At 68.5% G+C, this 25,525-nt stretch carries 19 protein-coding genes and 1 pseudogene; 10 read left to right on the forward strand and 10 right to left on the reverse strand.

The features are described 5' to 3' along the window. The first annotated feature begins 258 nt into the window (after positions 1–258). Positions 259–1,707 carry an argininosuccinate synthase gene (argG, locus tag ACFOSH_RS39270; protein WP_378246020.1) on the forward strand — a complete coding sequence of 483 codons (1,449 nt, stop codon included), beginning with the start codon at positions 259–261 and terminating at the stop codon, positions 1,705–1,707. Positions 1,708–1,789: 82 nt separating this feature from the next. Here the strand turns inward: argG and ACFOSH_RS39275 are convergent, their stop codons facing one another. The 3 genes from ACFOSH_RS39275 to ACFOSH_RS39285 form a co-directional block, all read right to left on the reverse strand. Next, positions 1,790–3,079, reverse strand: coding sequence for an SON protein (locus tag ACFOSH_RS39275; RefSeq protein ID WP_378246022.1), 1,290 nt, complete (start codon positions 3,077–3,079; stop codon positions 1,790–1,792). A gap of 73 nt (positions 3,080–3,152) precedes the next feature. Further along, on the reverse strand, positions 3,153–3,812 hold the full coding sequence (locus ACFOSH_RS39280) for a response regulator (protein ID WP_378246024.1): 660 nt from the start codon (positions 3,810–3,812) through the stop codon (positions 3,153–3,155). A 13-nt stretch (positions 3,813–3,825) separates the two neighbouring features. Next, a complete protein-coding gene (locus tag ACFOSH_RS39285) occupies positions 3,826–4,365 on the reverse strand; it encodes a DUF1453 domain-containing protein (RefSeq protein WP_378246026.1) in 540 nt (179 codons plus the stop codon). A gap of 117 nt (positions 4,366–4,482) precedes the next feature. On the opposite strand from ACFOSH_RS39285, the gene ACFOSH_RS39290 reads away from it, so the two are divergent. Next, positions 4,483–5,634, forward strand: a complete 1,152-nt coding sequence (locus ACFOSH_RS39290) for a sensor histidine kinase (RefSeq protein ID WP_378246028.1) — start codon at positions 4,483–4,485, stop codon at positions 5,632–5,634. Between the two features lie 40 nt (positions 5,635–5,674). Here ACFOSH_RS39290 and ACFOSH_RS39295 read toward each other — a convergent pair whose 3' ends face one another. Then, a complete protein-coding gene (locus ACFOSH_RS39295) occupies positions 5,675–6,859 on the reverse strand; it encodes a PQQ-dependent sugar dehydrogenase (protein ID WP_378246030.1) in 1,185 nt (394 codons plus the stop codon). 326 nt (positions 6,860–7,185) lie between these two features. Here ACFOSH_RS39295 and ACFOSH_RS39300 point away from each other — a divergent pair, with 326 nt between their 5' ends. Continuing rightward, entirely contained in the window at positions 7,186–8,343 is a 1,158-nt protein-coding gene (locus ACFOSH_RS39300) for a Cys-Gln thioester bond-forming surface protein (RefSeq protein ID WP_378246032.1), read from the forward strand. A 423-nt stretch (positions 8,344–8,766) separates the two neighbouring features. Here the strand turns inward: ACFOSH_RS39300 and ACFOSH_RS39305 are convergent, their stop codons facing one another. Further along, positions 8,767–9,324, reverse strand: a complete 558-nt coding sequence (locus ACFOSH_RS39305; protein ID WP_378246034.1) for a helix-turn-helix transcriptional regulator — start codon at positions 9,322–9,324, stop codon at positions 8,767–8,769. 143 nt (positions 9,325–9,467) lie between these two features. On the opposite strand from ACFOSH_RS39305, the pseudogene ACFOSH_RS39310 reads away from it, so the two are divergent. Next, positions 9,468–10,381: pseudogene (locus ACFOSH_RS39310) on the forward strand (MFS transporter). A gap of 252 nt (positions 10,382–10,633) precedes the next feature. Further along, on the forward strand, positions 10,634–12,637 hold the full coding sequence (locus tag ACFOSH_RS39315) for a tetratricopeptide repeat protein (RefSeq protein WP_378246036.1): 2,004 nt from the start codon (positions 10,634–10,636) through the stop codon (positions 12,635–12,637). A gap of 322 nt (positions 12,638–12,959) precedes the next feature. On the opposite strand, the gene ACFOSH_RS39320 is transcribed toward ACFOSH_RS39315, so the two are convergent. Beyond that, on the reverse strand, positions 12,960–14,171 hold the full coding sequence (locus ACFOSH_RS39320; protein ID WP_378246038.1) for a hypothetical protein: 1,212 nt from the start codon (positions 14,169–14,171) through the stop codon (positions 12,960–12,962). A 405-nt stretch (positions 14,172–14,576) separates the two neighbouring features. Between ACFOSH_RS39320 and ACFOSH_RS39325 the strand changes: the two genes are divergently transcribed. Further along, entirely contained in the window at positions 14,577–17,420 is a 2,844-nt protein-coding gene (locus tag ACFOSH_RS39325; protein ID WP_378246040.1) for an ATP-binding protein, read from the forward strand. 350 nt (positions 17,421–17,770) lie between these two features. Here ACFOSH_RS39325 and ACFOSH_RS39330 read toward each other — a convergent pair whose 3' ends face one another. Further along, positions 17,771–18,271, reverse strand: a complete 501-nt coding sequence (locus ACFOSH_RS39330) for a helix-turn-helix domain-containing protein (protein WP_378246042.1) — start codon at positions 18,269–18,271, stop codon at positions 17,771–17,773. A gap of 85 nt (positions 18,272–18,356) precedes the next feature. On the opposite strand from ACFOSH_RS39330, the gene ACFOSH_RS39335 reads away from it, so the two are divergent. The 3 genes from ACFOSH_RS39335 (at position 18,357) to ACFOSH_RS39345 (ending at position 20,802) form a co-directional block, all read left to right on the forward strand. Further along, positions 18,357–19,667, forward strand: coding sequence for a lipase family protein (locus ACFOSH_RS39335; RefSeq protein WP_378246044.1), 1,311 nt, complete (start codon positions 18,357–18,359; stop codon positions 19,665–19,667). Between the two features lie 87 nt (positions 19,668–19,754). Next, positions 19,755–20,399, forward strand: coding sequence for a TetR/AcrR family transcriptional regulator (locus ACFOSH_RS39340; RefSeq protein WP_378246046.1), 645 nt, complete (start codon positions 19,755–19,757; stop codon positions 20,397–20,399). A gap of 70 nt (positions 20,400–20,469) precedes the next feature. After that, the gene (locus ACFOSH_RS39345) at positions 20,470–20,802 is read left to right on the forward strand and encodes a ClpX C4-type zinc finger protein (protein ID WP_378246048.1); all 333 of its coding nucleotides are present in this window, start codon (positions 20,470–20,472) and stop codon (positions 20,800–20,802) included. Position 20,803: 1 nt separating this feature from the next. On the opposite strand, the gene ACFOSH_RS39350 is transcribed toward ACFOSH_RS39345, so the two are convergent. The 3 genes from ACFOSH_RS39350 to ACFOSH_RS39360 are packed head-to-tail and all read right to left on the reverse strand — an operon-like array spanning position 20,804 to position 24,038. Beyond that, positions 20,804–21,652, reverse strand: a complete 849-nt coding sequence (locus ACFOSH_RS39350) for an SDR family NAD(P)-dependent oxidoreductase (RefSeq protein ID WP_378246050.1) — start codon at positions 21,650–21,652, stop codon at positions 20,804–20,806. Continuing rightward, positions 21,649–22,548: an alpha/beta fold hydrolase gene (locus ACFOSH_RS39355; protein WP_378246051.1), complete on the reverse strand. Its 900-nt coding sequence runs from the start codon at positions 22,546–22,548 to the stop codon at positions 21,649–21,651. Before ACFOSH_RS39355 ends, ACFOSH_RS39350 begins: the two co-directional genes overlap by 4 nt. Further along, entirely contained in the window at positions 22,545–24,038 is a 1,494-nt protein-coding gene (locus ACFOSH_RS39360) for a flavin-containing monooxygenase (protein WP_378246053.1), read from the reverse strand. The genes ACFOSH_RS39355 and ACFOSH_RS39360 overlap by 4 nt, the downstream gene beginning before the upstream one ends. Positions 24,039–24,127: 89 nt before the next feature. On the opposite strand from ACFOSH_RS39360, the gene ACFOSH_RS39365 reads away from it, so the two are divergent. Continuing rightward, positions 24,128–25,372: a PucR family transcriptional regulator gene (locus tag ACFOSH_RS39365; protein WP_378246055.1), complete on the forward strand. Its 1,245-nt coding sequence runs from the start codon at positions 24,128–24,130 to the stop codon at positions 25,370–25,372. Positions 25,373–25,525: the final 153 nt, after the last annotated feature.

Consider the following 25,525-nt stretch of genomic DNA (forward strand, 5'->3'; position numbering starts at 1 on the left):
GTATTCGTGACGGAGGCCCCCGCGGACAGGTCACGAAACGGACACGGCCCCGACGAGTGACCCGCGTGATCAGGCACCGCACTCGCGTGATCAAGGACGGAACTCGCGTGTCTGGAGGCCGCACACCCGAGCGCGGGCTCCGAACACGCGAGATCCGGCCCTGATCACGCGAGTCACGCCTCCCGCCACCACCCCTCCCGAGTTGCCCTGCTCACCCCGGCTTGCATGGTCATACACAACTATGCATATACTTCCATCATGTCCAAGGTACTCACCTCTCTGCCTGTCGGCGAACGCGTCGGGATCGCCTTCTCCGGCGGCCTCGACACCTCGGTAGCGGTCGCGTGGATGCGCGAGAAGGGTGCAGTGCCGTGCACCTACACCGCTGACATCGGCCAGTACGACGAACCCGACATCGAGTCGGTCCCGGACCGGGCGAAGGCCTACGGCGCCGAGATCGCGCGGGCCGTCGACTGCAAGGCCGCGCTGGTCGAGGAAGGGCTCGCGGCGCTGGCCTGCGGCGCCTTCCACATCCGCAACGGCGGCCGCACCTACTTCAACACGACCCCGCTCGGCCGCGCGGTCACCGGCACGCTGCTGGTACGCGCGATGCTCGAGGACAACGTCCAGATCTGGGGCGACGGGTCCACCTTCAAGGGCAACGACATCGAGCGGTTCTACCGCTACGGCCTGCTCGCGAACCCGTCCCTGCGGATCTACAAGCCGTGGCTGGACGCCGCGTTCGTCAGCGAGCTCGGCGGCCGCAAGGAGATGTCCGAGTGGCTGCAGGCCCACGGCCTGCCCTACCGCGACAGCACCGAGAAGGCCTACTCCACGGACGCGAACATCTGGGGCGCGACCCACGAGGCCAAGTCGCTCGAACACCTCGACACCGGCATCGAGATCGTCAACCCGATCATGGGCGTCCGGTTCTGGGACCCCGAGGTCGAGGTCGTGCCGGAAGACGTCACGATCGGCTTCGAGCAGGGCCGCCCGGTGACGATCAACGGCAAGGAGTTCGCCACCGCGGTCGACCTGGTCCTGGAGGCCAACGCCATCGGCGGGCGGCACGGGCTCGGCATGTCCGACCAGATCGAGAACCGGATCATCGAGGCCAAGAGCCGCGGCATCTACGAGGCGCCGGGCATGGCGCTGCTGCACGCGGCGTACGAGCGGCTCGTCAACGCGATCCACAACGAGGACACCCTCGCCAGCTACCACAACGAGGGCCGCCGCCTCGGCAGGCTGATGTACGAAGGCCGCTGGCTGGACCCGCAGGCCATGATGCTGCGCGAGTCGCTGCAGCGGTGGGTCGGCGCGGCCGTCACCGGCGAGGTCACCCTGCGGCTGCGGCGCGGCGAGGACTACTCGATCCTCGACACCACCGGCCCGTTCTTCAGCTACCACCCGGACAAGCTGTCGATGGAGCGCACCGAGGACTCGGCGTTCGGCCCGGTGGACCGGATCGGCCAGCTCACCATGCGGAACCTCGACATCGCCGACTCCCGCGCCAAGCTCGAGCAGTACGCCGGGCTCGGCATGGTCGGCGGCGGGCACCCGACGCTGATCGGCGCCGCGCAGGCCGCGTCGACCGGGCTGATCGGGGCGATGGACGCGGGCGGCGCGCAGGTGATCGCCTCCCGCGGCAAGGCTTCGGGCGACGACGAACTGCTCGACCACGCCGCGATCGAATACGGCACGGACTGACCCGAACCAACGGGACGCGAAAGCGCCGGGCGCGCGGCATCGAAGCCGTTCGCCCGGCGCTGTTTCTTTCAGGTCTGCCGGGTCACTTGCCGCCGAGCTTCGACCGCCGCTCCCCCAGTTCGTCGACCAGCCGGGTGATCTCGACCTGACCGATCGCTTCGGCCACGACGGAAACCGACGCGATGCTCTCGATCCGGTACTGGACCGGGACCCCACCCGCGGCCCGCGACTGCGCCTCCGCGTCGGCCTTCTTCTCCGCTTCGACCGCCGAGAAGACCCCACCGGCGCCGCTGTTGACGCAACTGATCGAGCCCGCGCTGTTCAGTGACAGGGTCGCCGTGTTCCGGCAACTGCCCGCCGCACGGCCGCCGATGGTCACGTTCGCGGTCATCGTGGCGTTGACCTGGCCGGTGACCTTCCCGCCGCTGTTCGCCGACGCGGTGTTCGACACGTTCGCGGTCACCGTGCAGCCCGCGGCGCCGCACGCGACGGTGGCCGCGCCGTCCATGTCGAACCGCACACCGGTGTCGACGGCGCCGGACAGCTTCTTGGTGTTCGACACCAAATCTTCGTAGACGGCGTCGGTCTCTTCCGGCGACAAAGCGTCCACATCGGACTCGCCGAGGCCCGCGCCCGGAGGCATCTGCGACGGTGATCCCGCGTCGGGCATCGTCGGCACCCTCGGGACCGACGGCATGCCGCCGGGCATCTTCACGGAGTAGCGCAGGAGCCTGTGCGGGGCCTCCTTCGAGACGTACAGGTCACCGGTGGGCGTGCTCGCCTTGAGCGCCGGGACGTCCCGGACGGACTCGTTCTGGTCGCCGGGGATCTTCTCCGCCCGCTCCAGCGCCTCGCGCAGGCGGGCGGCCAGCTTCTCCGGGGACTCGAACTGCCGCACGACCGGGCCGAACAGCGCGTCCTCACCGGTGATCCACCGGTCCTTGAGGTCTTCGGCCGCCGACGAGTCACCCCGCGATCCGGGCAACAGGCCGTCCGGCGCCTTGAAGTAGACCTTGCCGCCGACTACCAGGATCTCGATCTTCTTGCCCTGGAAGGACATCGTGCCGGACGTCTCGCCGTACGCGGTCGTCTTGACGTCCGTGGTGATCATCCCGCCGATCGCGGAGGTGCTGTTCCGCACCGCGGGCGCCGAGGAAAGCCCTGCCAGCGCCTGCTCGAAGGGTTCGCGGCCCGCTTTCGAGGGCCACAGCAGCCAGGTCGTCAGCCCGGCGAGGAGCACCAGTACGAGTCCGGCGATACCGGCGAACAGCGGCCACCGGGGTTTCCGGGCGGGCGGCGCCGGTACCGGTTGCGGGACCCAGCCCTGCGGCGGCGGCCACTGCGCGCCTCCGGGTGGGATTGATTGCTCCACGTCGCCCTCCATCACCGAATTCATCAGACGGCCTCACGCTAGGGAGGGATGATGAAAACTTGATGAAACGCGATCAGGTGAAGCGGTAGGGCGCGGGAGCCGGGGCGCTCAGCGCGTACCGGACGGCCTCGGCGCGGGAATGGAAGCCCGCCTTCGCGAACAGGTTGTTGATGTGGGTCTTGACGGTGGCCTCGCTGATCACCAGCCGCGCGGCGATCTCCGGGTTCCGCAGGCCTTCGCCGATCAACCCGAGGATCTCCTTCTCCCGCGAGGTGAACCCGAACCGGTCCCCCTCCTCCACCGCCCGCGAGCGGCGCGACGCCAGGGTGAGGAGCCGCCGCTGGACCTCCGGGGCGAGGACGACCTGGCCGTCGGCGGCGGTGTGCACGGCCTGCTCGATCTTCGCCCTGTCGGCTTCCTTCGTCAGGTAACCGCTCGCGCCGGCTTCGAGCGCGGCGAGGATCGACTCGTCGTCATCGAGGCTGGTCAGCACCACGACCTGGACCTCCGGCCTCGTGGTCTTGATCCGGCCGGTCGCCTCGATGCCGTTCAGCACCGGCATGTGGAGGTCCATCAGCACGACGTCCGGCGTATGCCGCGAGACCGCGGCGACGGCCTCCTCGCCGTTGGTCGCGGTCGCCACGACGGTGATGCCGTCGGCGAGGTCGAGCATCACCGCGAGGGCTTCCCGCACGGACGCCTGATCGTCGACGACCACGAGCGAGACGGTCACCTGGTACCTCCGGTCATCGGCGGGTCATCTTGGCCTGCAGATCGTCGAGGAACGGCGAGGTGGTGTGCGCCTTGCCGTCCTCACCCTTCTTCCAGACGATACGGCTGTCGGTGCGCACCGCCCTGGCGAGCACCACGACACCCTCGACGAGCATCCCGACGCCGATGGTCAGCATGACACTGTTGCCGCCGGAGGCGACTCCGGTGAGCAGGCCCAGCAGCAGGTTCGCGCCGACCTTGGCGGCCACGTTCAAGGCCCACAGCGCGATCGTGAGCCAGGTGTAGCGCATGTGCGCGACGCCGTCCTGCTGGTAGATCCGGATGCTCGCGCCCCGCAGGACTCCGAACAGGACACTCACCGCGAGCGTGCCCACCAGAAACGCCACCGCGGTCGCGGACTGCACACTCTCGTCCACATTGGACAGCCCGATCACGGCGAGGATCGCGGGCAGCAGCAACATCCGCTTGGCTTCGGCGACGTCTCCGGCCAGCCGGCGGACAAGGATGTATCCGACCGCGGCGACGATCAGGACGATTTCGACAGGAGTGCTCATCGTTTCCCCCTCGGGCAGGTTTTGAAGACACTCCGACGTTATGGCGGTGAGCGCGGGCCGTCGTGCGGCGGCGGCCGTATCTTCGGGTGGAGAACCCTCTCCACCCAAGGAGCCCCGATGACCGGAAACGCGACGGTGCTCCGTCTCGAACGGCTCGCCGACCGGCTGTTCCGGCCAGCCCTGATCACGGCGGCGATCGGGGCGACCGGGGTCGGGATCTTCACCCACGAGGTCCATGCGCGGCCTCTGACCACGGCACTCTTCGTGCTCGTCGCGCTCCTCGCGGTGGTCTCGTTCTTCCCGTGGGACCGGATCTCGCCGCGAACACAGCTCCTGCTCTCGAGCGGATATGCCGTGTCCGCGGCCGTGCTCCTGCCGCTGGCCCCGAACACCTTCGCGCCGATGTTCGCCTATCTCGCCGCCGCGGTCGCCGGGATCAAACTCGCCTCCCGCTCCGTGGCTGTCAGGGTCGCCGTCCTCGACGCCGTCTGCTGTGCGGTGGCGGTCGCGGTGGTCGGCGCGATGACCCCGGACGCGGACGTGTGGCCGTGGTGGCTCGCGCTTTCGGTGGGCCTGCCGGTCTTGCTCGGCATCGCGCGCCGCGACCGGCGGGACGCGCTCTTCAACGCCGAACGCGCCGCCGTCGAAGCCCGGCGCGCCGCCGCGTCCGAGTCACGGGAAGCCGCACTGCTGGAGCGGACGCGGATCGCGCGGGAACTGCACGACGTCCTCGGTCATTCGCTGACCGGGATCGCCCTGCAGCTCGACATGGCCGACGCGCTCGGCACGAAAGGCAGGGACGCGGAAGCCGGCGACGCGGTGCGCCGTGCCCGGTCGCTGGCGGTGGACGGCATCGGGCGGATGCGGCAGGCAGTGCACGAGCTGCGCGAAGACGCTTTGCCGCTGGAGGAAACCCTGGCCGCGTTGTGCGCGAACGAGGCGGTGGCTTTCGAGGTCGAAGGCGTCGCGGATCCGCTCGGTGGCGGCGTCGCGCACACCCTCGTCCGCGCGGCGCAGGAAGCGCTGACGAACGCGGCCAAACACGCCCCCGGCACCGGGCGCGCGGTGAAACTCGCGTTCGCCCCGGAAACGGTCACGCTCGTCGTCACGAACGGACCCGCCGAGCAGCGTCCGGCGCCGGACACCGGCGGCGGAATGGGGCTGGTCGGGATGCGGGAACGGGCCGCCGCGCTGGGCGGTTCGGCTCAGGCGGGCCCCGCTCCGGGTGGCGGCTGGACGGTCGAAGTCCGGCTGCCGCGCGAGGAGTGAGCCCTCGGCCGCGCCGGGCGGACGCGGCCGAGGAGCTTTGTCAGCCCTTGCGCGCGAACGAGATCCGGTGCAGTCCGCCGGGCCGTTCGTCGGCCAGGTACAGCTCGCCGTTCTGGTCGGTGCCGAACGTGGTGGCGTCGAGCGGGAACTCGCCGATCCGGGCGCTTTCGTAGGTGCCGTCGGTCTTCTTGCGGACGGCCCAGGCCGTTCCCTGGCAGAAGTCGGTGGCGAGGTAGGTCCCGCCCATCAGCGACGCGTACTTCTTGCCGCGGTAGACGTGCCCGCCGATCACGGCGCAGCCCTCCGCGCCGGAGATGTAGTGGAAGACCGGCTCGGTATAGGTCACGCCGTCCTTGCAGCGCGTCTGGTCGAACACGACCGGACCCTCCTTGCAGGACCAGCCGAAGTTCGCGCCGCCCTTGCCCTTGGCGAGATGGTCGACCTCCTCGAACCGGCCCTGGCCGACGTCGCCGATCCACAGCGAACCGTCGACCGGGTCGAAGGAGAACCGCCACGGGTTGCGCAGCCCGTAGGACCAGATCTCCGCCCGCGCGCCCGCGACGCCCACGAACGGGTTACCCGCCGGGACGCAGTACCGCAGCGGACGGCACGCGCGGTTGACGTCGACGCGCAGGATCTTGCCCAGCAGCGTGTCCAGCCGCTGCCCGCTGGCCAGCGGATCGCCCCCGCCGCCACCGTCGCCGATCCCCCAGTACAGGTACCCGTCCGGACCGAACGCCAGCTGGCCGCCGTTGTGGTTGGGGAACTCGGAATGCGGCTGGGTGATCAGCTCGGTGAGCTCACCGGTGTCCAGCCGAACCCGCGACAGCGTCACCGCGCTGTCGACCTTGCGGGTGTAGGCGACGTAGACCCGCTTGTCCTTGGCGATCGCCAGCCCGAGCAGCCCGCGCTCGACGTCCGCGCCGTTCACCTTGTCGCTGATGTCCAGCACCGGTTTGGCGGCGAGCCCGGTCTTCGGATGGTAGGCCCGGACGACGCCTCTCTTCTCGACGACGAGGATCCGGCCGCTCCCGTCGTCGAGCGCGGTGATCGCGGTCGGGTTCACCAGCCCGGACGCGACCTGGGTCGCCGTGGCGGTCAGCTCGCCGAGCGGGACGCGCCGCGCTTCCTGGGGTTCCGCGCTGCTCGCGGCCGGGAGCAGCGCGCCCGCCAAGGCGAGCCCGGCCACCAGGGACAACCCCCGACGGAGGTGCCGTCGCGTCATGTGGACTCCAATCACCGTTGAATGGTCTGGTCCAATTCAACAGCGGGCGGAGCAGCGGCGGTACCTCCATACGCGAGCTTTTTGTCGGTTTCTTTCCGTCCTCGTCCCGTTGCCTACCCGCCCAAGATCATTCTCTTGGCGTTCACTCTTCTTTCAGGGCAATTCGGACATGGGCCATACCCCGGAGTAGCCACATGTCTGACTTCTGTATGCTCCGCTCTCGCTCGATGGGATTAGTTATCCCCCGTCCGGGCGAGCCGTTGCGGTCGGGGCCTGTGGTCGCACGCGGCACTGGCATTCGTGGTCCGTATTCGGATGGGAGACACATGCACGGCAGGTCAGTTCTGGTTCGCGGCGGGATCGCGGTCGCCACCGCGGCCGTCGCACTGACGATGGCCGCTCCGGCCGCACTCGCCGAGGACGGCGCGGCGCGGGGCCGGGTCGTCGAGAAGGCCGGCGAGAGGGGCTACAGCGTCAACTTCGGGGACCCCAAGCACTACGTCCCGGAGCTGTTCGAGCTGAAGCTCTCCGACGGCAGCAAGCTCAAGATGTACTGCGTCCAGATCGAAGTCAACATGCGCACCGACCAGGACATGATCGAGCGCCCGTGGAACAAGTACCCGGACGCGGACTCGCCGTTCAACAAGAACAACGCGAAGATCAACTGGGTGCTGCACCACGGCTACCCGGCGATCGGCGTGAAGGCCATCGAGGGCACGCTCGGCAAGAGCGGGGTCAAGCTCAACGAGGGTCTGTCCGTCGGTGAGGCCGTCACCGCGACACAGGCGGCCGTCTGGCACTTCAGCGACGGCAAGGACTTCGACCGCGAGAAGCCGCTGATGGACGGGAACGCCGCGGCCTCGGCCGACGTCCTCGCGCTCTACGACTACCTCACCGGCAAAGAGAACGTCGGCATCAGCCAGCAGCCGAAGCCGACCCTCGACATCGGCCCGGCCAAGGCCTCCGGCGCGACCGGCAGCAAGATCGGCCCGTTCAGCGTGGCCACCACCGGTGACATCACCGAGCTGACCAGCAAGCTGCCCGAGGGTGTCAAGGTCGTCGACGCCGACGGCAAGGAGATCAAGGCCTCCGCCATCAAGGACGGCACCAAGGTCTTCGTCGACGTTCCCAAGGACGCCAAGGACGGCGAGGGCTCGTTCTCGCTGAAGGTGAGCGGCCACCTCGACACCGGCCGCCTGTTCGTGGGCGAGAACTACGCCAAGGTCCCCGCCCAGTCGCTGATCGTCGCGGACTCCGAGAAGACCTCGGTCGTCGCGAACGCGACCGCGAGCTGGAAGCAGGGCGGCGCGCCCGCCACCGAGACCCCGGCCCCCACCACCCCCGGTGGCGCCGAGTCGGGCGGCGGCAACGAGCTGGCCAACACCGGTGCTTCCGCGACCATGCCGCTGGTCATCGGCGGCGCGCTCCTCGGCGCGGGTGTGCTGATGGTGCTGCTGGTGCGTCGTCGCCGTAGCGAGGCGTAGGAAAGAACCGAACGTGAAGCGGGGCCGGTCCATTGTGGACCGGCCCCGCTTTCGCGTTCGCCGGTAACCGGCGAGGCGGCCGAAGGCACGTGACTCTGCGCGACGCCGGGCCTGCGGCACCGACTGACCGGTCCGGTCACGACGGCCGGGTTGGGGTGTGTGGAAATAGGGACATTGAGCGTCCCCATTTCCACACACCACTCACCCTGAGTGACGCCTTTGCCCTACCCCTCAACAACCCCACTTGCCACTCACGACCACCCCGACCCAGCTCGGCCTGACGAGAAGGCGACGCTTCCTGCGGGACCACGTGCCTGGCGAGCAGGTGCTGGGCCTCGTGAGTGGCACGGACGGTTCCATTGAGGGGGCACACCTCAACGGCACGCCACGTTGGCCCTACCCCTCAGTAACCGTCCGTACCACTCACGAGGTCTGGGCGAAGTGCGTGCCCGGGGTGTGCCCGAAGGCGCGGCGGAAGACGTCGAGGAACGCGCTGGTGGACGACCAGCCGCAGGCGTGCGCCACCGCGGTCACCGGGGTGTTCTCGGCCAGGAGAGCCAAGGCGCGGCAGAGCCGTAGCCGAGTGCGCCATTGCGGGAACGTCATGCCGAGATCGGCCCTGAAGAGCCGGGCCGGGGTGCGATCGCTCGCCCCGACCCGCGCGCCGAGATCGGCCAGTGTCCGGTTGTCGGCCGGGTCGGCGCTCAGGATCTCGCACAGCGCACGAAGCCGGGGATCGTCCGGCGTCGGCAGTTGGAGGGGCTGCTGCGGCGAGGCACGAAGCTGATCAAGCAGGACAGCGCGCAGCCGACGGCGTTCCGGGGCGTCGTCGTGCGGCGGATCGGTGTAGGCGCGGATCAGCTCACGCAGGAGTGGGCGGACGGCCAGCACACTCGGTTCGTTCAGCCGTGACGGGTTCACCGTGGCGGGCAGGCCGACCAGGCGCAGTTCGAGGTCGCCGTGCGCCTGATGGGCGTGCACGGTCCCCGCGGGTACCCAGATGGCCCTGGTGGCGGGAGTGACCCAGGAGCCCTTGTCGGCGCTTCGGGCAAGTGGCGGATTTCCGTCATTGTTTGTCATTTTGTCGGAAGCGCGACACGGCGGCCCGCGACAAGCATGGCGGGGTGTCGAGGAACAAAGCGATCGTCCCGCTGTCGGCAGGGCACGCATGTGTGGATGTTTACCAGGGTTCGGTGGCCGCGCTGGTGCCGTTCTTCGCCGCCGAGCGCGCCTACGGGTACGCGGCGGTGTCGGGCATCGTGCTCGCCGCGTCGCTGCTGTCGTCGGTGGCGCAGCCGTTGTTCGGCGCGCTGACCGACCGATGGGCGATGCCGTGGCTGCTGCCGTCGGCCACACTCCTCGGCGGACTCGGCATCGGCGGACTCGTCGACTCCTACGCGCTGACGCTCGCTTTTGTCGCCGTGTCGGGAATCGGAGTGGCCGCCTACCACCCCGAGGCCGCCCGGGTCGCGAGAATCGCCGGCGGCAGGCATACAGCCATGGGCTGGTTCTCCCTCGGCGGGAACATCGGGTTCGCCGCCGCCCCCGTGCTCGTCGCCGCCGTCATGGCCGTCGGCGGGCTCAGGATGTCGCCACTGCTCGTCGTGTTCGTCGGGCTGAGCACGTTCATCTCGCTCTACGCCCGGCAGCGGGTCGGCGGCGGCACGACGACGGGCACCGCCGCACTGTTCCTGCTCTACCTCGGCGGGGCCGCGGGCACACTGCTGGGCAGCAGGCTGGCCGGGCGCCGGGACCGGGTCACCGTGGTCCGCTGGTCGTACAGGATTACCTGCCCACCCGGGTCGGCACCGCCAGCGGCGTGACTCTCGGCCTGACGGTCAGCATCGGCGGCCTCGCCAGTCCCGTCATCGGCACGGTCGCCGAGCACACGTCTCTTCAAACGGGCTTGCTGCCGTTGATCGCATTGCCCGCTTTATGCTGGCTCGTGACCCGCTCATTGCCGGAGCCAAGCGCGCCGAAGGTCGCGGAAGAGCAGATCATGTCCGATGGCATGAAACTCACCGACAAAAGGATCTGAAGCCACGACGGGGAACCCAAATGTCCATTGTGGACTAAACCCCTTCTCGCGCACCGCGAGAGAAACGCCCATGCAGACGCACGTGCATCAATTCGACTGTTCGTGTGATATTTTCCGCAGAATTTCTCGCACGCAACCGCATTACTATAAAGACACCGGATCACTGAAGACATACGGGGGGCACCGCATGAACGACCTGGGACGGCATTCGCACCAGCCGGAAGCCGACGGGAAGAGCGGTGGGGTCAGACCATGACCGCCCCGGCCGGCCTCGGTGTGCCCGCGGACCGGCCTTGGCAGATCCCCGCCGCGCCGACGGTGTTCCAAGCACGGGAGCGGTTCACCGCCGAACTCGACCGGATCTGGGGTGAAGACACCGGACGGCGGCTCGTGGTGGTGAGCGGGGTGGGCGGCGTCGGCAAGACCTCGCTCGCTTTGGATTGGCTCTACGCCAAAGCGGACGAGTTCCCCCAGGGCATCCTGTACAGCGATCTCGGTGGCGCGCGCGAGCAACCACCGGAGGATCCCGGCGAGATCCTGCACGGTTTCCTGACCGCGCTGGGCAGCTCACCCGACGAGATCCCGACGAGCCTCGGCCAGCGGGCGGCGTCGTTCCGCACGGCCACCGTGTCGCGGCGGATGGCCGTGCTGCTCGACGACGCGGCGTCCGTCGCCCAGGTCCGCCCGCTCCTGCCCGCCGGGCCGGAGGCGATCGTCTTCGTCACCAGCCGGTGGCGGCTCACCGATCTCGGGATCGACGGGGCGCAGTTCGTCGATCTGCCCCCGCTCACCGAATCCCAGGCATGGATGCTGTTCGAGCGGTACACCGGAACCGAACGCGTCCGTTCCGATCCGCCCGCCGCTTCGGAGATCGTGTCCTCGTGCGGCGGACTCCCCCTCGCGCTGTCGGTGGCGGCGGCACGGCTCAGAACCCGGCCGCAGCGAACTCTCGCCCGTGAGGCCGCCGCCTACGGGCGCTGGACGTCCGAGGGCGGCCGTTCCGCCGACAGGACGCTCTCGTTGAACGCGATCTTCGAGGTCGTCTACGAAGGGCTGCCGCAGAGCGCGGCGCGTGCCTATCTGGCGTGCGGCGTACATCCTGGCCCCTTCCTGTCCACCGAACCTCTGGCCGCCGCGCTCGGCCGCCCGGTCAGCGCGGTCGAGGACGACGTCGACGAGTTGATCGAGGCGAACCTCCTGACCGAGGCGGGCGAAGACCGGTTCGTCCAGCACATGGTGCTGCACAGCGACGCGCGGACGCGGGCCGCCACCACGCTGCCGGGCGACGAACGGGACAGGCTGGCCCGGACGTTCGCCGGGTGGTACCTCGACCGGGTCCTGGCGGCCGACGAGGCGATCCATCCCCATCGAGCCCGGTACGCCACCCGCGAAAGGCGGTCGAAGGACTTCGTCGAACGCGCCGAGGGCCTCGCCTGGTGGCGAGACCACCTGTCCGTGATCCGCGCCGTGTTCACCGCGGCCGCGGACCACGAGTGGGACGACCTCGTGTGGCAGTTCTGCGAAGCGTCGTGGGGATTCTTCCTGCACCACCGGGACTATCTGCCGTGGATCGCGATGAACGAGCGGGGTGTGCGAGCCGCGACACGCGTGAACCTGCCGCTGGTGGAAGCACGGCTGAGGTCCCAGCTCGGCTTCGCCTACGCCAAACTCGGCCGATACGACAAGGCGGCGGAAGAGAACGTCGTCGCACTTCGCTTGGGACAGCAGGAGAACGACGGCCGGACACAGGCGACCGCGCTCTCCCAGCTCGGCAGATCCGCACGAGGACAGGGGGATCTCGAAGGCGCCCTCGATTTCTACCGGCAGGCGGCCGACCTGCAGGAGCGGCTGGGAATTCCGCGCGGGGTGGCCTTGTGCCGCCGACGCCAGGGTGAGGTGCTCGCGAAGCTCGGCCGGAACAGCGAAGCCATGATCGAGCTGACCGCGTCGGCGGCGGTGATGGCCGAAGTCGGTGACGCCGCCCAGCACGCTCGATCCGTCATGGCGCTCGCCGGCATCCAAGCCACCGAAGGCCGTGCCGAAGACGCGATCGCCCGGCTGACCGAGTCACTGCGGACAGTGCGGGCACTCGATTCCCCCTACTACACCGCGGAGATCCTGGCCGCTCTCGGCCAGGTCGAACGGCAGTGCGGCCGCGAGGAGGAAGGCACCGGCCATCTCGCCGAAGCTCAGGCGCTCCACACCGAATTGGGTGTTCCTCGCGCCGAGGATCCCGGATACGGCTCCCAACCGTGAGTCCCAGCCGATCGGCCCGGATCGTGGTTTCGCGGCCACCGCCGAGGTCCGTGTCCGGGTGGAGATGACAGAGCCGTGTGGATGGGCCGCGATCGCGGCGGTGGCACCGGGATGACGGCGCAACGCGGCCTCGGCGGCGATCCGTGCCTGGCCGGCCGTCCGGCTGTCCTCCCGGAGCAAAAGGTCTCCGGCCGTCGCCCAGGCCGTCTGCGCGGTGTCGACCGCGACGGCGAGGACGTCGCCCTCGGAGCCGTCGATCCACAGGCGGATCCGGGCGACGCCCGGCGCATGACCGTGGACGGCGTACACGATGTCCATGTCTTCACACCTCGATCGGCAGGGGCGCCGGCAGCATCGGCACGGACGGCGGACAGTCCGGTTCCGGCAGTCCCAGGAGCCGGTACATCGCCGAGCGCAGGATCACGGCCGCTTGGCCCGGCCTGGAACTGATCGCCGCCGTGGCGACCGGGGACAGGTCTCCATGGCGCCGGATCGCCTCGGCCTCCTGGGCGGTCAACGGCCCCGACTCCAGGAGCGGAGCGTTCTCCCGGACGAGGTCGGCGATGCTTCCCGGGCGCAACCGGTCACCCGGCTCGGTGGCCACGGTGACCGGGCGGCCGATCGCGGCGGCGTACGCGGTGGTCGAACCGTGGTCACCGATCACCCAGTCCGACGCGATCATGGTCGCCTGCCAGCCGCGGTCCGGCGGGATGAGCCGCAGACCCGCCTCGACGCAATCGGACAGCCAGGCCGTCACCTGCCTGCGTCCGTGGACGGTCCACACGTTGGGGTGCAACACCGCCGCGACCGAATACCGCGACGGCGGGAGGGCGTCGAGAACCGCCCGGCAAAGACTCGGGACCCGGCCGAAGATCGAGTCGGTCGACCACGTCGAACTGATCGTCACCAGCCGCTGCCGCGGGTTCAGCCCCAGCGCCTGCCGGTAGTGCTCGCGGAACCGGCCGGCGTCGGTCATCCGGTCCAGGCAGATGTCACCCGCCACGACCGCGACAGGCAGCGCTTCCGGGCACAAGGTGCCGAGCGCCGTCCGCTCCTCCTCCGTGGCCAGCGCGAGGACCGAGGGAAGGATCCGGCCGCGATAGGTCAGCAGTTCACGATCGAGACCGGTGGCCGGCAGCGCCGGGGCCCCCGCTTTCCGGCTGTACAGATGCGACTTCATCGTCCCCGCGCCGTGCCCGACCAGCAGGATCGGCCCCCGGAGCTGATCGAGATGGCGATGGCTGGCCGCGAGGACGAGGTCGAACGTGTGCTGGACCGCTTGCTCCCACGGCAGGAGAAGCCCGTGTTGCGCCCGGACGAACTCTTCCACCCCGGGCCAGTGGTCCGTGGTGTGCGGAACGGTGAACACCACCTGGACCCGGTGATCCGATTCGAGCAGCGGCACGATGTCCAGCAGGCGCGTACCCGCGGTCATGGTCGGGACGACGACGAGCGCCGTCCGGCACCCGGCCCGTGTCACCCGTGCCTCCGCGCCGGCCCCCACCGGTCCCCTGATCCACATCTCTCTGCTCACGAGCTTCCCCTCTCGTCCGCCGAATGTGTGAACGAGAGTGGCCTGTCCACCTGACACGGTCCTTTCGTACCGTGGTTGAAGCTCCTGACAAAGGATCACTCGCCCTCCGGTCCATACTGGTCACGCTGGTTCGAAACGGAAAAGAATGGGAAACTGGAGAGCGAGGCGAGGGGCGGCAGGGACACTGCCGATGGGAAGGGGGCTGGCATGGAAGTTGCCTTTGGAGTTCTCGGGCAGACTACAGTGCGAATGCACGGGAATTTGGTCGTGAATTGGGGACGGCGACGCGAAGAGGGCATCCTGGCCGCCCTGCTGACACGTCCGGGCAGACGCCTTTCCATCGAAAACGTAGTCGAATGGGTTTGGGACGAACAAGAACAACGTCCACGCGACCCACGAGCTACGATGTACCAATATTTCACCCGTCTTCGCCAGCTTTTCCGGGAGACGCGCGCGCCCGCGTCACTGGTCACCGCGAACGGCCGCTACACCCTGGACGTCAACCCTTCGTTGATCGACTATGTCGCCTTCCGCCAGGCCATGAAGGACGCCAGGACCTTCGGCGACAGCGATGAACACCTGCGCGCGTGCGGGGCGGCCGCCGTGGCGATAGGACTGTGGAGGGAGCATCCACTGGCCGATCTCACCACCCGACCGGCGGAAGACTGGCGCACGTCGTTCATCCAATCGGATTGGATACCCGCGAACACTTTCCTGCTCGATGAACTGCTCGCCACCGGACAACCGCTCTCCGCACTGCAGCGGCTGGACGAACTCGATCGCGACCATCCGGACGAACTGGGCTTCGCCAAACTTCGCCTGAAGGCACTGAACTCCGCGGGCCGTCGCGGCGAAATCCCGGCGTTCTACCTGAGAAAGTACCAAGCGTTCCGCGCCGACGGCGACGGGCAGGCCGCCGACGAACTCCGCGAATTTCATCACGAGCTCACGACCTCGATTACGAAATCCATTCAGGTCACCGCCGGAACCGCAGACAGGAAACCGAAGCAAGTCGAGGAAAGCGTCGTCCCACTGCGACGGTTGCCGCGCGACATCGACCGTTTCGTGGGCCGTGAAAACGTCCTGGCGAATCTCGACTCCTTGACCATCAGCGCGACCAGCGCTCCGCTGGCGACGATCGTCTGCGTGACCGGCCCGCCCGGCGTCGGCAAGACGACGACCATCGGCCACTGGGCCCACCGCGCCGCCGGACGGTTCGTCCATGGCGTGATCATGATCGATCTGCACGGATTCAGCCGGACTCCACGCCTGGAGGCCACCGACGTCGTCGATGTCCTGCTTTCGGCTCTGGACTTCCGTGTGGACCGAATCGTCAGCCCCGCCGGGCGGATGGCGAAGCTGGCCACGCTCCTTTCCCGGAGACCGGCGCTCGTCGTACTGGACAATGTGGAGAACTTCGCCCACGTCCAGACGCTGCTGGACGTACTGGCCCCGTGCACGGTGGTCCTCACCTCCCGACGGCGGATGACCCCGCTGACGGCCTTGCAGAACGTGCCGTCGATCTCGCTCGAGCCGCTCTCGCCCGCCGAGTCGTGCGAGTTGCTGGCGCATCGCATGCGAAACCGAGGGCAGGACGAACCTGGAGCTCTTGAGGCTCTGGCGCGGTTGTGCGACTGTATCCCGCTCGCCTTGAGCATCGTGGCCGACCGTGCGGCCAGCCGTGGCGGGTTGCGCCTGCGCACGCTCGCCGATCAGCTGAAGGACGCGGAAACCCTCCTGACGATCGGCGACGACGGTGACGGCGCCGGATTCCACCTGCAGTCCGCGTACTCGTGGTCCTACAATGCGCTCGAGGAGGCCGAACGACGCATGTTCCGCCTGCTCGGCCTGCATCCCGGCACGGAGATGAGCCCGGCGGCACTCGCCGCGGCAGGAGCGATCAGCGTGCCCGCCGCGCGAAGGTCACTTGACGCGCTCTTCGCCTCGCATCTGATCCAGCATCCCGGCGACCTCGACCGTTTTCGCATGCACGACATCCTTCACCGGTACGCGACGACACTCGCCGTCCGCGAGAGGGACGGTGACGGTGCGCGACGGCGGCTGCTGTCGTTCTACCTGCACACCGCTTTCAACGCGCATGCGACGGTGCACCCGCACAAGCCCCGTCCGCCGATGCCGTCGATCGAGCCCGGCGCGGCACCTCTGGACTTCGACTCCCCTGCCGCCGCACGTCAATGGTGCCTCCAGGAGAGAACGAATCTCAACGCGCTCGTCGAAGACTCCCATCAGCAGGGACTGCACGAGTACGCCTGGCGCATTCCCCACGTCACCAGCGACATCTATGACCGGTACGGGTTCTACGACGACATCGTGAACGGGCTGACGATCGCCGCCCGGTCGGCAGCGGCCGCCGGGGATCCTGTCGCAGAGGCGAGCACACTCAACGACCTCGGCCAAGTCCATATGCTCCTCGGGAACGACGAAACAGCGGATCGCTACCTCAAGACCGCATACGACCTCGTCCACGAGCAGGGCGACGACTTCGGCAGGCTCGCCGTCCTCCTCAACATGGCCCGGCGACACCACCACGCCGGGCGCGCGAAAGAGGCGATCAACCGGTATCGCGAATGCCTCGCGCTGGCGCACGTCGTCAGAGACCCGGGCCACCTCGGCACTGCCGAGTACCGACTGGGAGACGCACTCGAAGTCGCGGGCGAACACGACGCCGCGGTCGAACACTATCGGCGCGCGCTGGGAGTTCGCCGGGAAACCGGAGACACTTCCGGGCAGATGGCCGTCCATACCGCCTTGGCCGGCGTGCTGACACAACTCAGCCGGTACGACGAAGCCGCTCTGCACGGTAACAAGGCCTTGCTGCTGGCCGACGAAATACATCATCTACCTGCGACCATGAAGTTGTACAGCTTGCTTGCAACTCTTGCGCACGCGCAACTCAAGGACCGGGAGGCGCTCCAGTACGCGGACCACGCCGTCGACCTCGCCGAGCGCACCAACAACGCGACCGGGCAGGCTCGGGCGCTGGCCGCCCTTGGACGCATCCTCGCCGACAGGGGGAATTCCTCCGACGCCCGTGCCGTTCTCGAACGCGCGGCAGGCCTCTACCGCGACCGGGGGCGGCTCGCGAAGGCAGCCGAACTGGAGTCGCGGATCTCCGAACTCGGGGATAACCTGATCGCGATCCCGGCCGCCAGACGGAGGGGCGACGAGGACACGGTCGCGATGCTGCCCCCGTCCCGACAGCCGGCCGAGAAGTACACGGACAGGTGAACTCGCCCTGTCGCTTTCAGGTGTCAGACGCCCATCGTTCGGCTGATTTTCGCAGCTAGCGCGTGCGACGACGCAACTGTTAGTAGAACGCGCCTGTCAAGGCTCCCCGTTTGCGGGTTGCGCGAGACAACCGACAGCCCCTACCTTGACAGGCATATCCGGGTTGATTGGCGCCGGTCGACTCGGGTCACGAACCTCCCGAACCCCCGAAAAGGATTGCAGTTGAACAAGTTCATGCGTTCCCTGCCTGCGATGACGATGCTTCTCGTGACCGCCTCCACGCTGATGTTCAGCGACTGGTGGCGCACCTACTGATCAACGCAGGCGCAGAGCGATCACGCATAGTGACACTAGGGACGACCAGTCCCCAGTGATCCGCCTCCCTTGGGTCTGAGCCGGACCCCGCTCTGCAGCAACATCCGTCGGGCTACCCCGAAACTCAGCCCGAATCTCTTTGCCACATCATGAATGGTCGCCCCGTCGAGGTACGCCTGGACGAGACCAGGTGGGGCCGACGGAGTCGTCGGCCCCACCTGCCTCAACTCAACGCCAGCCGAGATGAGCGAGGCGCGCGCCTTGTAGTAGGTCATCCCGAAACTGGCGGCGAGTTCCGTGATCGTGGCGCCGCCTTCGTACGCTCGCACCAAATCGGCGTCGACCTCGAGTTCACGATCCCCTCCACGGGCGTCGGAATCGCCCAGGTCCGTCATCTCAAGGCCACCACCCCGCTCTTGGTACGACCCGTCCCCCATCACAGTCGCGCGCCCGCCTTCGCAAATCCAGCACCCGTACAGGTTTTCTTTGCTCGCGCACCCCGATGGGAGGACCTCAAGAGCGTGACAAGAAATCATGTACTCCTCTGTACATCACAGGTTACCGGCTGGTAAGTTCCGGACATCCAAACGTGTGATCCACTTCATGATTCAAAGGGGAGTCATGACCCGAAAGCCCGCTCGTCTGCTGGCCGTCGCGATCGCTCTCGTCGTCACTTTCGCCGCCGCGCCCGCCGCCACCGCCGCTCCTGCGACCGATTCGTTCTACAGCTACAGCGGCAGCGAACCGCTGTCGTCGTACAGCCCCGGATCCGTCTTGAAGACCCGGGCGCTGAACTACCACGTCGTCGGCATTCCCACCCCGCTCAAGGTGACCCAGTTGCTCTACCGGAGCACCGACGCACAGGGGAAGCCGTCCGCCAACGTCACTTCGGTGGTGCGCAGCCTCACCGGCGACAGCACCAAAGCCGTTTCGTACCAATCGTTCTACGACTCGCTCGATCCTGAGCACGGCCCGTCGAGGGCGATCGCCGGCGACCTCTCGCTCGGCGGCCTGATCGCCAACGCGGAGGCGTTGTTCATCGCGCCCGCGCTGTTGCTGGGCTACAACGTCGTCATTCCCGACACCGAGGGCCAGAAGGCGAACTTCGCCGCAGGTCCGGAATACGGGACGAACACCCTGGATTCGATCCGTGCCGCGACACGGTCGCCGGGAACGGGAATGAACGACAAGACCCGGTTCGGTCTCATCGGCTATTCAGGCGGCGCCATCGCGACCGGCTGGGCCGCCGCGCTCGCGCCGGATTACGCCCCCGAGGTCAACAAGAACCTCGTCGGCTTCGCCGAAGGCGGACTGCTCGTCAAGCCGTCGCACAATCTCAAGTATGTCAACGGCAGTGTCGCGTGGACCGGCGTCATTCCGATGGCGCTCATCGGGGTCTCGCGATCCTTCGGCATCGATCTCAAGCCGTACGCGAATTCTTACGGTCTTCAGGTGCTCAAGGATATGGAAAAGGCGTCGATCGTCGACGCGCTCGGCCGCTATCCCGGGCTGACGTGGGAGAAGTTCGTCAAGCCCGAGTACACCAACCCGAACAAGGTGCTGCCGTACGTCGAAGCCGTGAACAAGATCAACCTCGGCTCCGCCGCGACCCCCACCGTGCCCGGGTACATCGCACAGGGCAACAACGGTGTCCTGGAAGGTACTTTCGGCAACCCGCCGGGGATCGGGACCGGCGACGGCGTGATGGTCGCCGGTGACGTGCGCTCGCTCGCTCGGCAGTACTGCGACACCGGCAACAAGTCGATCAAGTACGACCAGTACAACGCGTTGAGCCACGTCGGGGCGGCTGTCGCCTGGGCGCCACAGGCCATCGGCTGGCTCAACGACCGGTTCGCGGGCAAGACCGCGCCGTCCACCTGCGGCAAGATCGCGCCCGGCAACTCCCTTGCCCCGGAGGTGCCGGTCAGCTGACCGCGATGGTCCGTGAAGGCCTCCTTCCCTACTCTCAAGGTAGGGAAGGAGGCCTTCACGGCGTTCTGGACCGGTACGGTGCCGCACGTGACCGAGCACCGCAGGCTGCCGAAGGGGCCGCACAACCTCAGCCGCGACGAGGTCGCCGGGACCCAGCGGGCCCGGCTGATCGACGCCGTTCTGGAGAACGCCGGCAAACGCGGCTACGTCGCCACCACCGTCGGCCACATCACCGCCACCGCGGGCGTGTCACGGACCTCGTTCTACGAACAGTTCACCGGCAAACAGGACGCGTTCCTCGCCGCCTATCGCGAGATCACCACCGAGTTCATCACCCACGGCGTCGCCGCGGGCGCCGAAGCCGCGACGCCGCTGGACGCCGTCACCGCCTGCTGCGACTTCCTCGTCGACTACGTGCACCGGCGCCCCGTCGCCGTCCGCGCCGTCCTGCTGGAGATCTACGCGCTCGGCGACGCGGGACTCGAAGCGCGGGAGAACACCTTGCGCGCCGGGGAAGCCGTCTTCGACCGGACGGCGAAATGGCTGCGTGCCACCGATCCCACATTGCCACCACCGCCGCCGTTCACCGCGCGGACGGTCGTCGCCGCCACGATCGAACTGATCACGCAGGCCATCTGGATCGGCACCGAAGACGCCTACGGCCAGGCACGCGAAGCCGTTCGCTACACGTGGCTGCTCGGGTTGTTCGGGCACCGGAGCGTCGACGCCTGATCGCGACCGCCTTGTCAGGAGACCCCTGACGGGATAACTTGTCAGGAGTTGCCTGACGAGAGGATCCGTCGTGAACCGCTGCTCCTTCTGCAAGCGTTCGGCCGACAACGTCGAGACCTTGGTCGCCGGTGCCGGTGTCTACATCTGCGACGACTGTGTGGTGTTGTGCGCCGAGGCGATCAAGAACAAGCCCGCCGACCTGAAGCGCGCCACGCCCGTTTGGGAAGGTGTCGACGACGCGGCCCTTCTCGCACATCTGCCTCGCATCGAGGCGATCCGCGAGCTGGTCGACGACGACCTGCGGTCCTGGGTCGGCGAGGCCCGGCGCCGTGGCCTCTCGTGGGACCGGATCGGCGAAGCGCTGGGGATGCGCCGCCAGTCAGCGTGGGAACGGTTCGCCTGAGCTAGCGCGCGAGGCGCCGCCGTTCGAAGTCGACGATCAGCTTCGGATAGAGACGCGGGAGCAGCCGGACGAGCCTGTCGACCAGTTTCGCGTCGTTCCCGACGAGCACGCGCGGTTTCCCGGCTTCCACCCCGTCGATGATGATGCGGGCGGCCTGATCGGCGGGCATCTTCAGCAGCTTTTCGTTGTACACCCGGACGCGCTCCCGCTGTTCGGCGGTGGGCTCGATGCCGCGGGCCTCGGCTTCCTTCAACGCCGCCGAAGCGATGCCGGTCTTGACCCCGCCCGGGTGGACGACCGTCACCCGCACCGGATGCCTGCCCGCGATCATCTCCGTACGCAGCGCCTCGGTGAACCCGCGGACGCCGAACTTGCTGGCGCAGTAGGCACTGAGCGTCGGCTGGGCCATGAAACCGTTGAGACTGGACACGTTGACGACCTGGCCGTCGCCGGAGTCGATCAGATGCGGCAGGAAAGCCTTGGTGCCGTTGATGACGCCGAAGAGATTGACCGCGAGCGTGCGGTCGTAGAGCTCCCACTCGGCGTCGAGGACGGTCTGCCCACCACCGGCGATCCCGGCGTTGTTGTAGATCTGGTGCACCACACCGAATTGCCCGGCGACCGCAGTCGCGTACTCCTGGACGGCAGCCCGGTCGCTGACGTCCAGCGCGGCGCCCTGCACTTCCGGGCCGAGGGCTTTGACCTCGGCGACGGTCTCTGCCAGCCCGCTTTCGTCCACATCGGACGCCGCGAGGCGCGCTCCGCGCCGCGCGAGTTCGAGGGCCAGCTGACGGCCGATGCCGGAACCGGCGCCGGTGACGACGGCGACCTTGCCGCGAACGCTGCTCATCGGGATTCTCCTGCCGGGTCGAGGGCCAGTTCGGCGGTGAGCTCGACGAGCCTGCCGACGAGGTCCGGGGCGATGTGGTGGCCCATCTCGGGGATTTCGACGTAGCGGGCACCCTTGACGGCTTCCGCGGTCGCCCGGCCGCCGCTGTGGTGGACCATGCGGTCGGTGTCGCCGTGGACCACGACCGTCGGGCAGGTGACGCTGCCGAGTTCGGCGGTGCGGTCGCCGCTGGCCTGGATCGCGCCGATCTGGCGGGCGATGCCGCTGCGGGCCCGCCTTCCGCCCGCTCGTTCCCACAGCTCGGTGGCCCAGGCCGTCTCGACGTCCTTGTCCAGCGGGAACTTCGCCGAACCGAGGTGACCCATCATCGCCAAGTGCCCGGCCACCGACTCCTCGGCCGTCCGGGCGGGCCGCCTCGCCATGCGCAGCAACGTCGACCGCGCCGGCTGCCCGACCTTGCGATGCCCGGTGGTGGAGAAGATCGACGTCAGCGACAGGACGCGGCCGGGGTTCCGGGCGGCGACGGTCTGGGCGATCATGCCGCCCATCGACATGCCGACCAGATGCGCCTGCTCGATGCCCAGGTGATCCAGGAGACCGACGGTGTCCGCCGCCATGTCCCCCAGGTCGTACGCCCCCGGCAGGGGCCGGGCCAGCAGTTGCCGGACCTTGCCGGGATTCGGCGCCTTGATGCGGTCCGAGCGGCCCGCGTCGCGGTTGTCGAAGGTGACGACCCGGAAGCCGCGGCCGGTGAACCCCTCGATCATCGGCCGCGGCCACGACGTGAGATCCAGGCCGAGCCCGGCGATCAGCACGAGCGGCACACCATCGGCGGCGCCGTCTTCGCGGTAGCAGATCCGCGGGCCGCCGGGCAGGTCGGCGAAGCTGTCTGTCACGAGCTCACCGCTTCCCGGACCTTCGCGTGGGAGAAGTGCAGCTCGGGATCGGTGATGTCGTCCGCGCGCAGCAGCTTGATGTCCGAGTGGTAGCTCATCGACGTCAGCCACGGCAGGCGGTCACCCTGGCGCGGAAGCTGGTCGAGGGCACGCTGGACGTACCCGGCGGCGAAGTCCAGGAACGGCCGCGTCGGCATGCCCGGGTCGGCGAGGACGGGGCGGCAGACGTCGTAGCCGTGCTTGTCCATATGCGCCAGCAGACGGCAGAAGTGCTCGCACAGCAGGCCGATCTTGAGCGTCCACGACGAGTTCGTGTAGCCGATCGCGAAGGCGGCGTTCGGCACGTCCGAAAGCATCATTCCCTTGTACGCGACGGTTTCCGGCAGGATCACCGGCTTGCCGTCGACGCTGAGCTTCGCCCCGCCGAACACCTGGAGGTTCAGGCCGGTGGCGGTGATGACGATGTCCGCCTCCAGCTCGCGCCCGGATTCGAGCAGGACACCCTTTTCGGTGAACGTCGCGATCTTGTCGGTGACGACGTCGGCCTGCCCCTTGCGGATGGCGGCGAACAGGTCGCCGCCGGGCACCGCGCACAGCCGCTGGTCCCACGGGTCGTACGGCGGGTTGAAGTGCTCGTCGACCGGATAGTCCTTGGGGAGCTGCTTCTTGTTGACGTAGCGGATGAGCCCGCGGGCGGTCTTCGGGAACTTCTGGCAGAACTGCCAGACCGCGAGCCCCTTGCGGATGTTCTTGCGGCGGGTGAGCGCATACGCCCGTTCGTCGCCGAGGATCTTGCGCAGGCCGTTGGCGATCTTGTCCTCACGCGGCACCGGCATGACGTAGGTCGGGGTGCGCTGCAGCATCGTCACGTGCGCCGCCGTCCCCGCCATCGCCGGGACCAGGGTGACCGCGGTCGCGCCGCTGCCGATCACGACGACGCGCTTGCCCGCGTAGTCGAGGTCCTCCGGCCAGTGCTGCGGGTGCACGATCGTGCCGGTGAACCGGTCACGGCCCTCGAAACGCGGGGTGAAACCCTCGTCGTAGCGGTAGTAACCGCCCGCGTTGAACAGCCAGCCCGCGCTCAGCCGGGTGCGCTCGCCGGTGTCGGTGCGCTCGATCTCCAGCAGCCAGCGGGACTCGTCGCTCGACCAGGCGGCCGAGAGCAGCTTGTGGTGGTAGCGGATGCTGGACTCGAGGCCGTTCTCGGTGACCGTCTCACGCAGGTACGACAGGATCCGGGGCGCGTCGGCGATGGACTGCTTGTCCCGCCACGGCTTGAACTCGTAGCCGAAGGTGTGGAGATCGGAGTCCGACCGGATGCCGGGGTACCGGAACAGGTCCCAGGTGCCGCCGGACGTGCCGCGGGCCTCCAGGATGGCGAACGTCTTGCCCGGGTTCTCGGTCTTCAGGTAACGCGCGGCCCCGATCCCGGAAATCCCGGCACCGATGATGACCACGTCGAGGTGCTCGACGGGTGTGCTCGTCGTCATGCGGTACTCCAGCCTCGTCTCGGTTCCCCCCACGATGCGGGTCCACCGGGGAATTGCGCTAGCACTATCTGCACCATCATCATGGACCCATGGTGCAAAGTGCCGCATCTCCATGGCCGTCCCTGTCCGCCGAGGCGCGTGATCTCTTCCGGCGAGGCGCGGAGATCGTCCTGCATCCGCGCGCCGAATGGATCGAGGAGCTGCACGAGGCTTCGCTCGGCGGGGACAGCATGCGCGCGGTCGCCGAGGACCCCGTGCTCACCGAGGGGACCAAACGCGCGAATCTGGCGAATCTGCTGCACTGGGCCGCCGCCAACGTGCAGCATCCGGGCAAACGGGTCACCGCGAACCTGAACCAGGAGGTGCTCGAAGGCGCCCGCGACATGGTCCGCCGCGGCTTCGATTCCGGCGGTCTCGACGCTTACCGGCGGGCACAGGGGGTGGCCTGGCGCCGGTGGATCGAGATCTGCTTCGACCTCACGTCGGACCCTGTCCTGCTCCGCGAGCTGCTGGACGTCTCGTCGCTGTCGATCACCACGTTCATCGAGGACACCGTCGCCGCCGTGTCCGAACGCATGGCCGCCGAACGCACGGAACTGACCCGCGGCGCGCACGCCGAACGGCGGGCCACGGTCACGCTGCTGCTGGAGGGCGCGCCCATCAGCCGTTCGCGAGCCGAAGCCCAGCTGGGCTACCCGCTCGCCGGCCCGCATACGGCCGCGATCGTCTGGAGCGGCTCGGCCACGCCGTCGTCCCAGCAGCTCGAAGCCGCCGCGGAGACACTCATGCGGGCCAGCGACGCCTCCCACCGGCTGACCGTCGTCGCCAGCGCCGCCGCCCTGTGGGTCTGGCTGCCCGGCCGGACCCCGCCCCGGGCGGACCGGCTCGCCGAAGACCTCGCGCCGCACCCCGACGTCCGGGTCGCGCTGGGACGGCCCGGCAGCGGGATCGACGGCTTCCGCCGCAGCCATCTGGACGCCGCCGCCACCCAGCGGATGCTCGCCCGGCTCACCTCACCGCGGCAGATCGCGCGGTACCAGGACATCCAGCTGCTCGTCCTGCTCACCGGCGATCCGGGGCAGGCGAGCGAGTTCGTCGCCGACACGCTCGGTGAACTCCGGCACGCCGACATCGAAACGCGGGAGACCGTCCGGGCCTACGTGCACGAACTGGGCAACACGACGCGGACCGCGGAACGGCTCTACACCCACCGGAACACCGTCGTGCGGCGGCTGGCGCGGGCCGACGAGCTGCTCCCCCGGCCGTTGGCGGAGAACGCGGTGGATGTGGCTGTGGCGCTGGAGACGTTGCGGTGGCTGGGAAGTGGCGCGTGAAACTGTCGGGGATGTCGGGTCGAGGGTGGCTGCGGCCGCTCGCACATCCAGTCCGTGAAGGCCTCCTTGCCTACTCTGAGGGTAGGGAAGGAGGCCTTCACGGACACCGGGATCGCCACTTTCGTCCCAGGCGCACCAGCAGTCACAGCGGTG

It is taken from the genome of Amycolatopsis speibonae, from assembly GCF_042647925.1.
In the GTDB taxonomy this organism is placed as follows: Bacteria; Actinomycetota; Actinomycetes; order Mycobacteriales; family Pseudonocardiaceae; genus Amycolatopsis; species Amycolatopsis speibonae.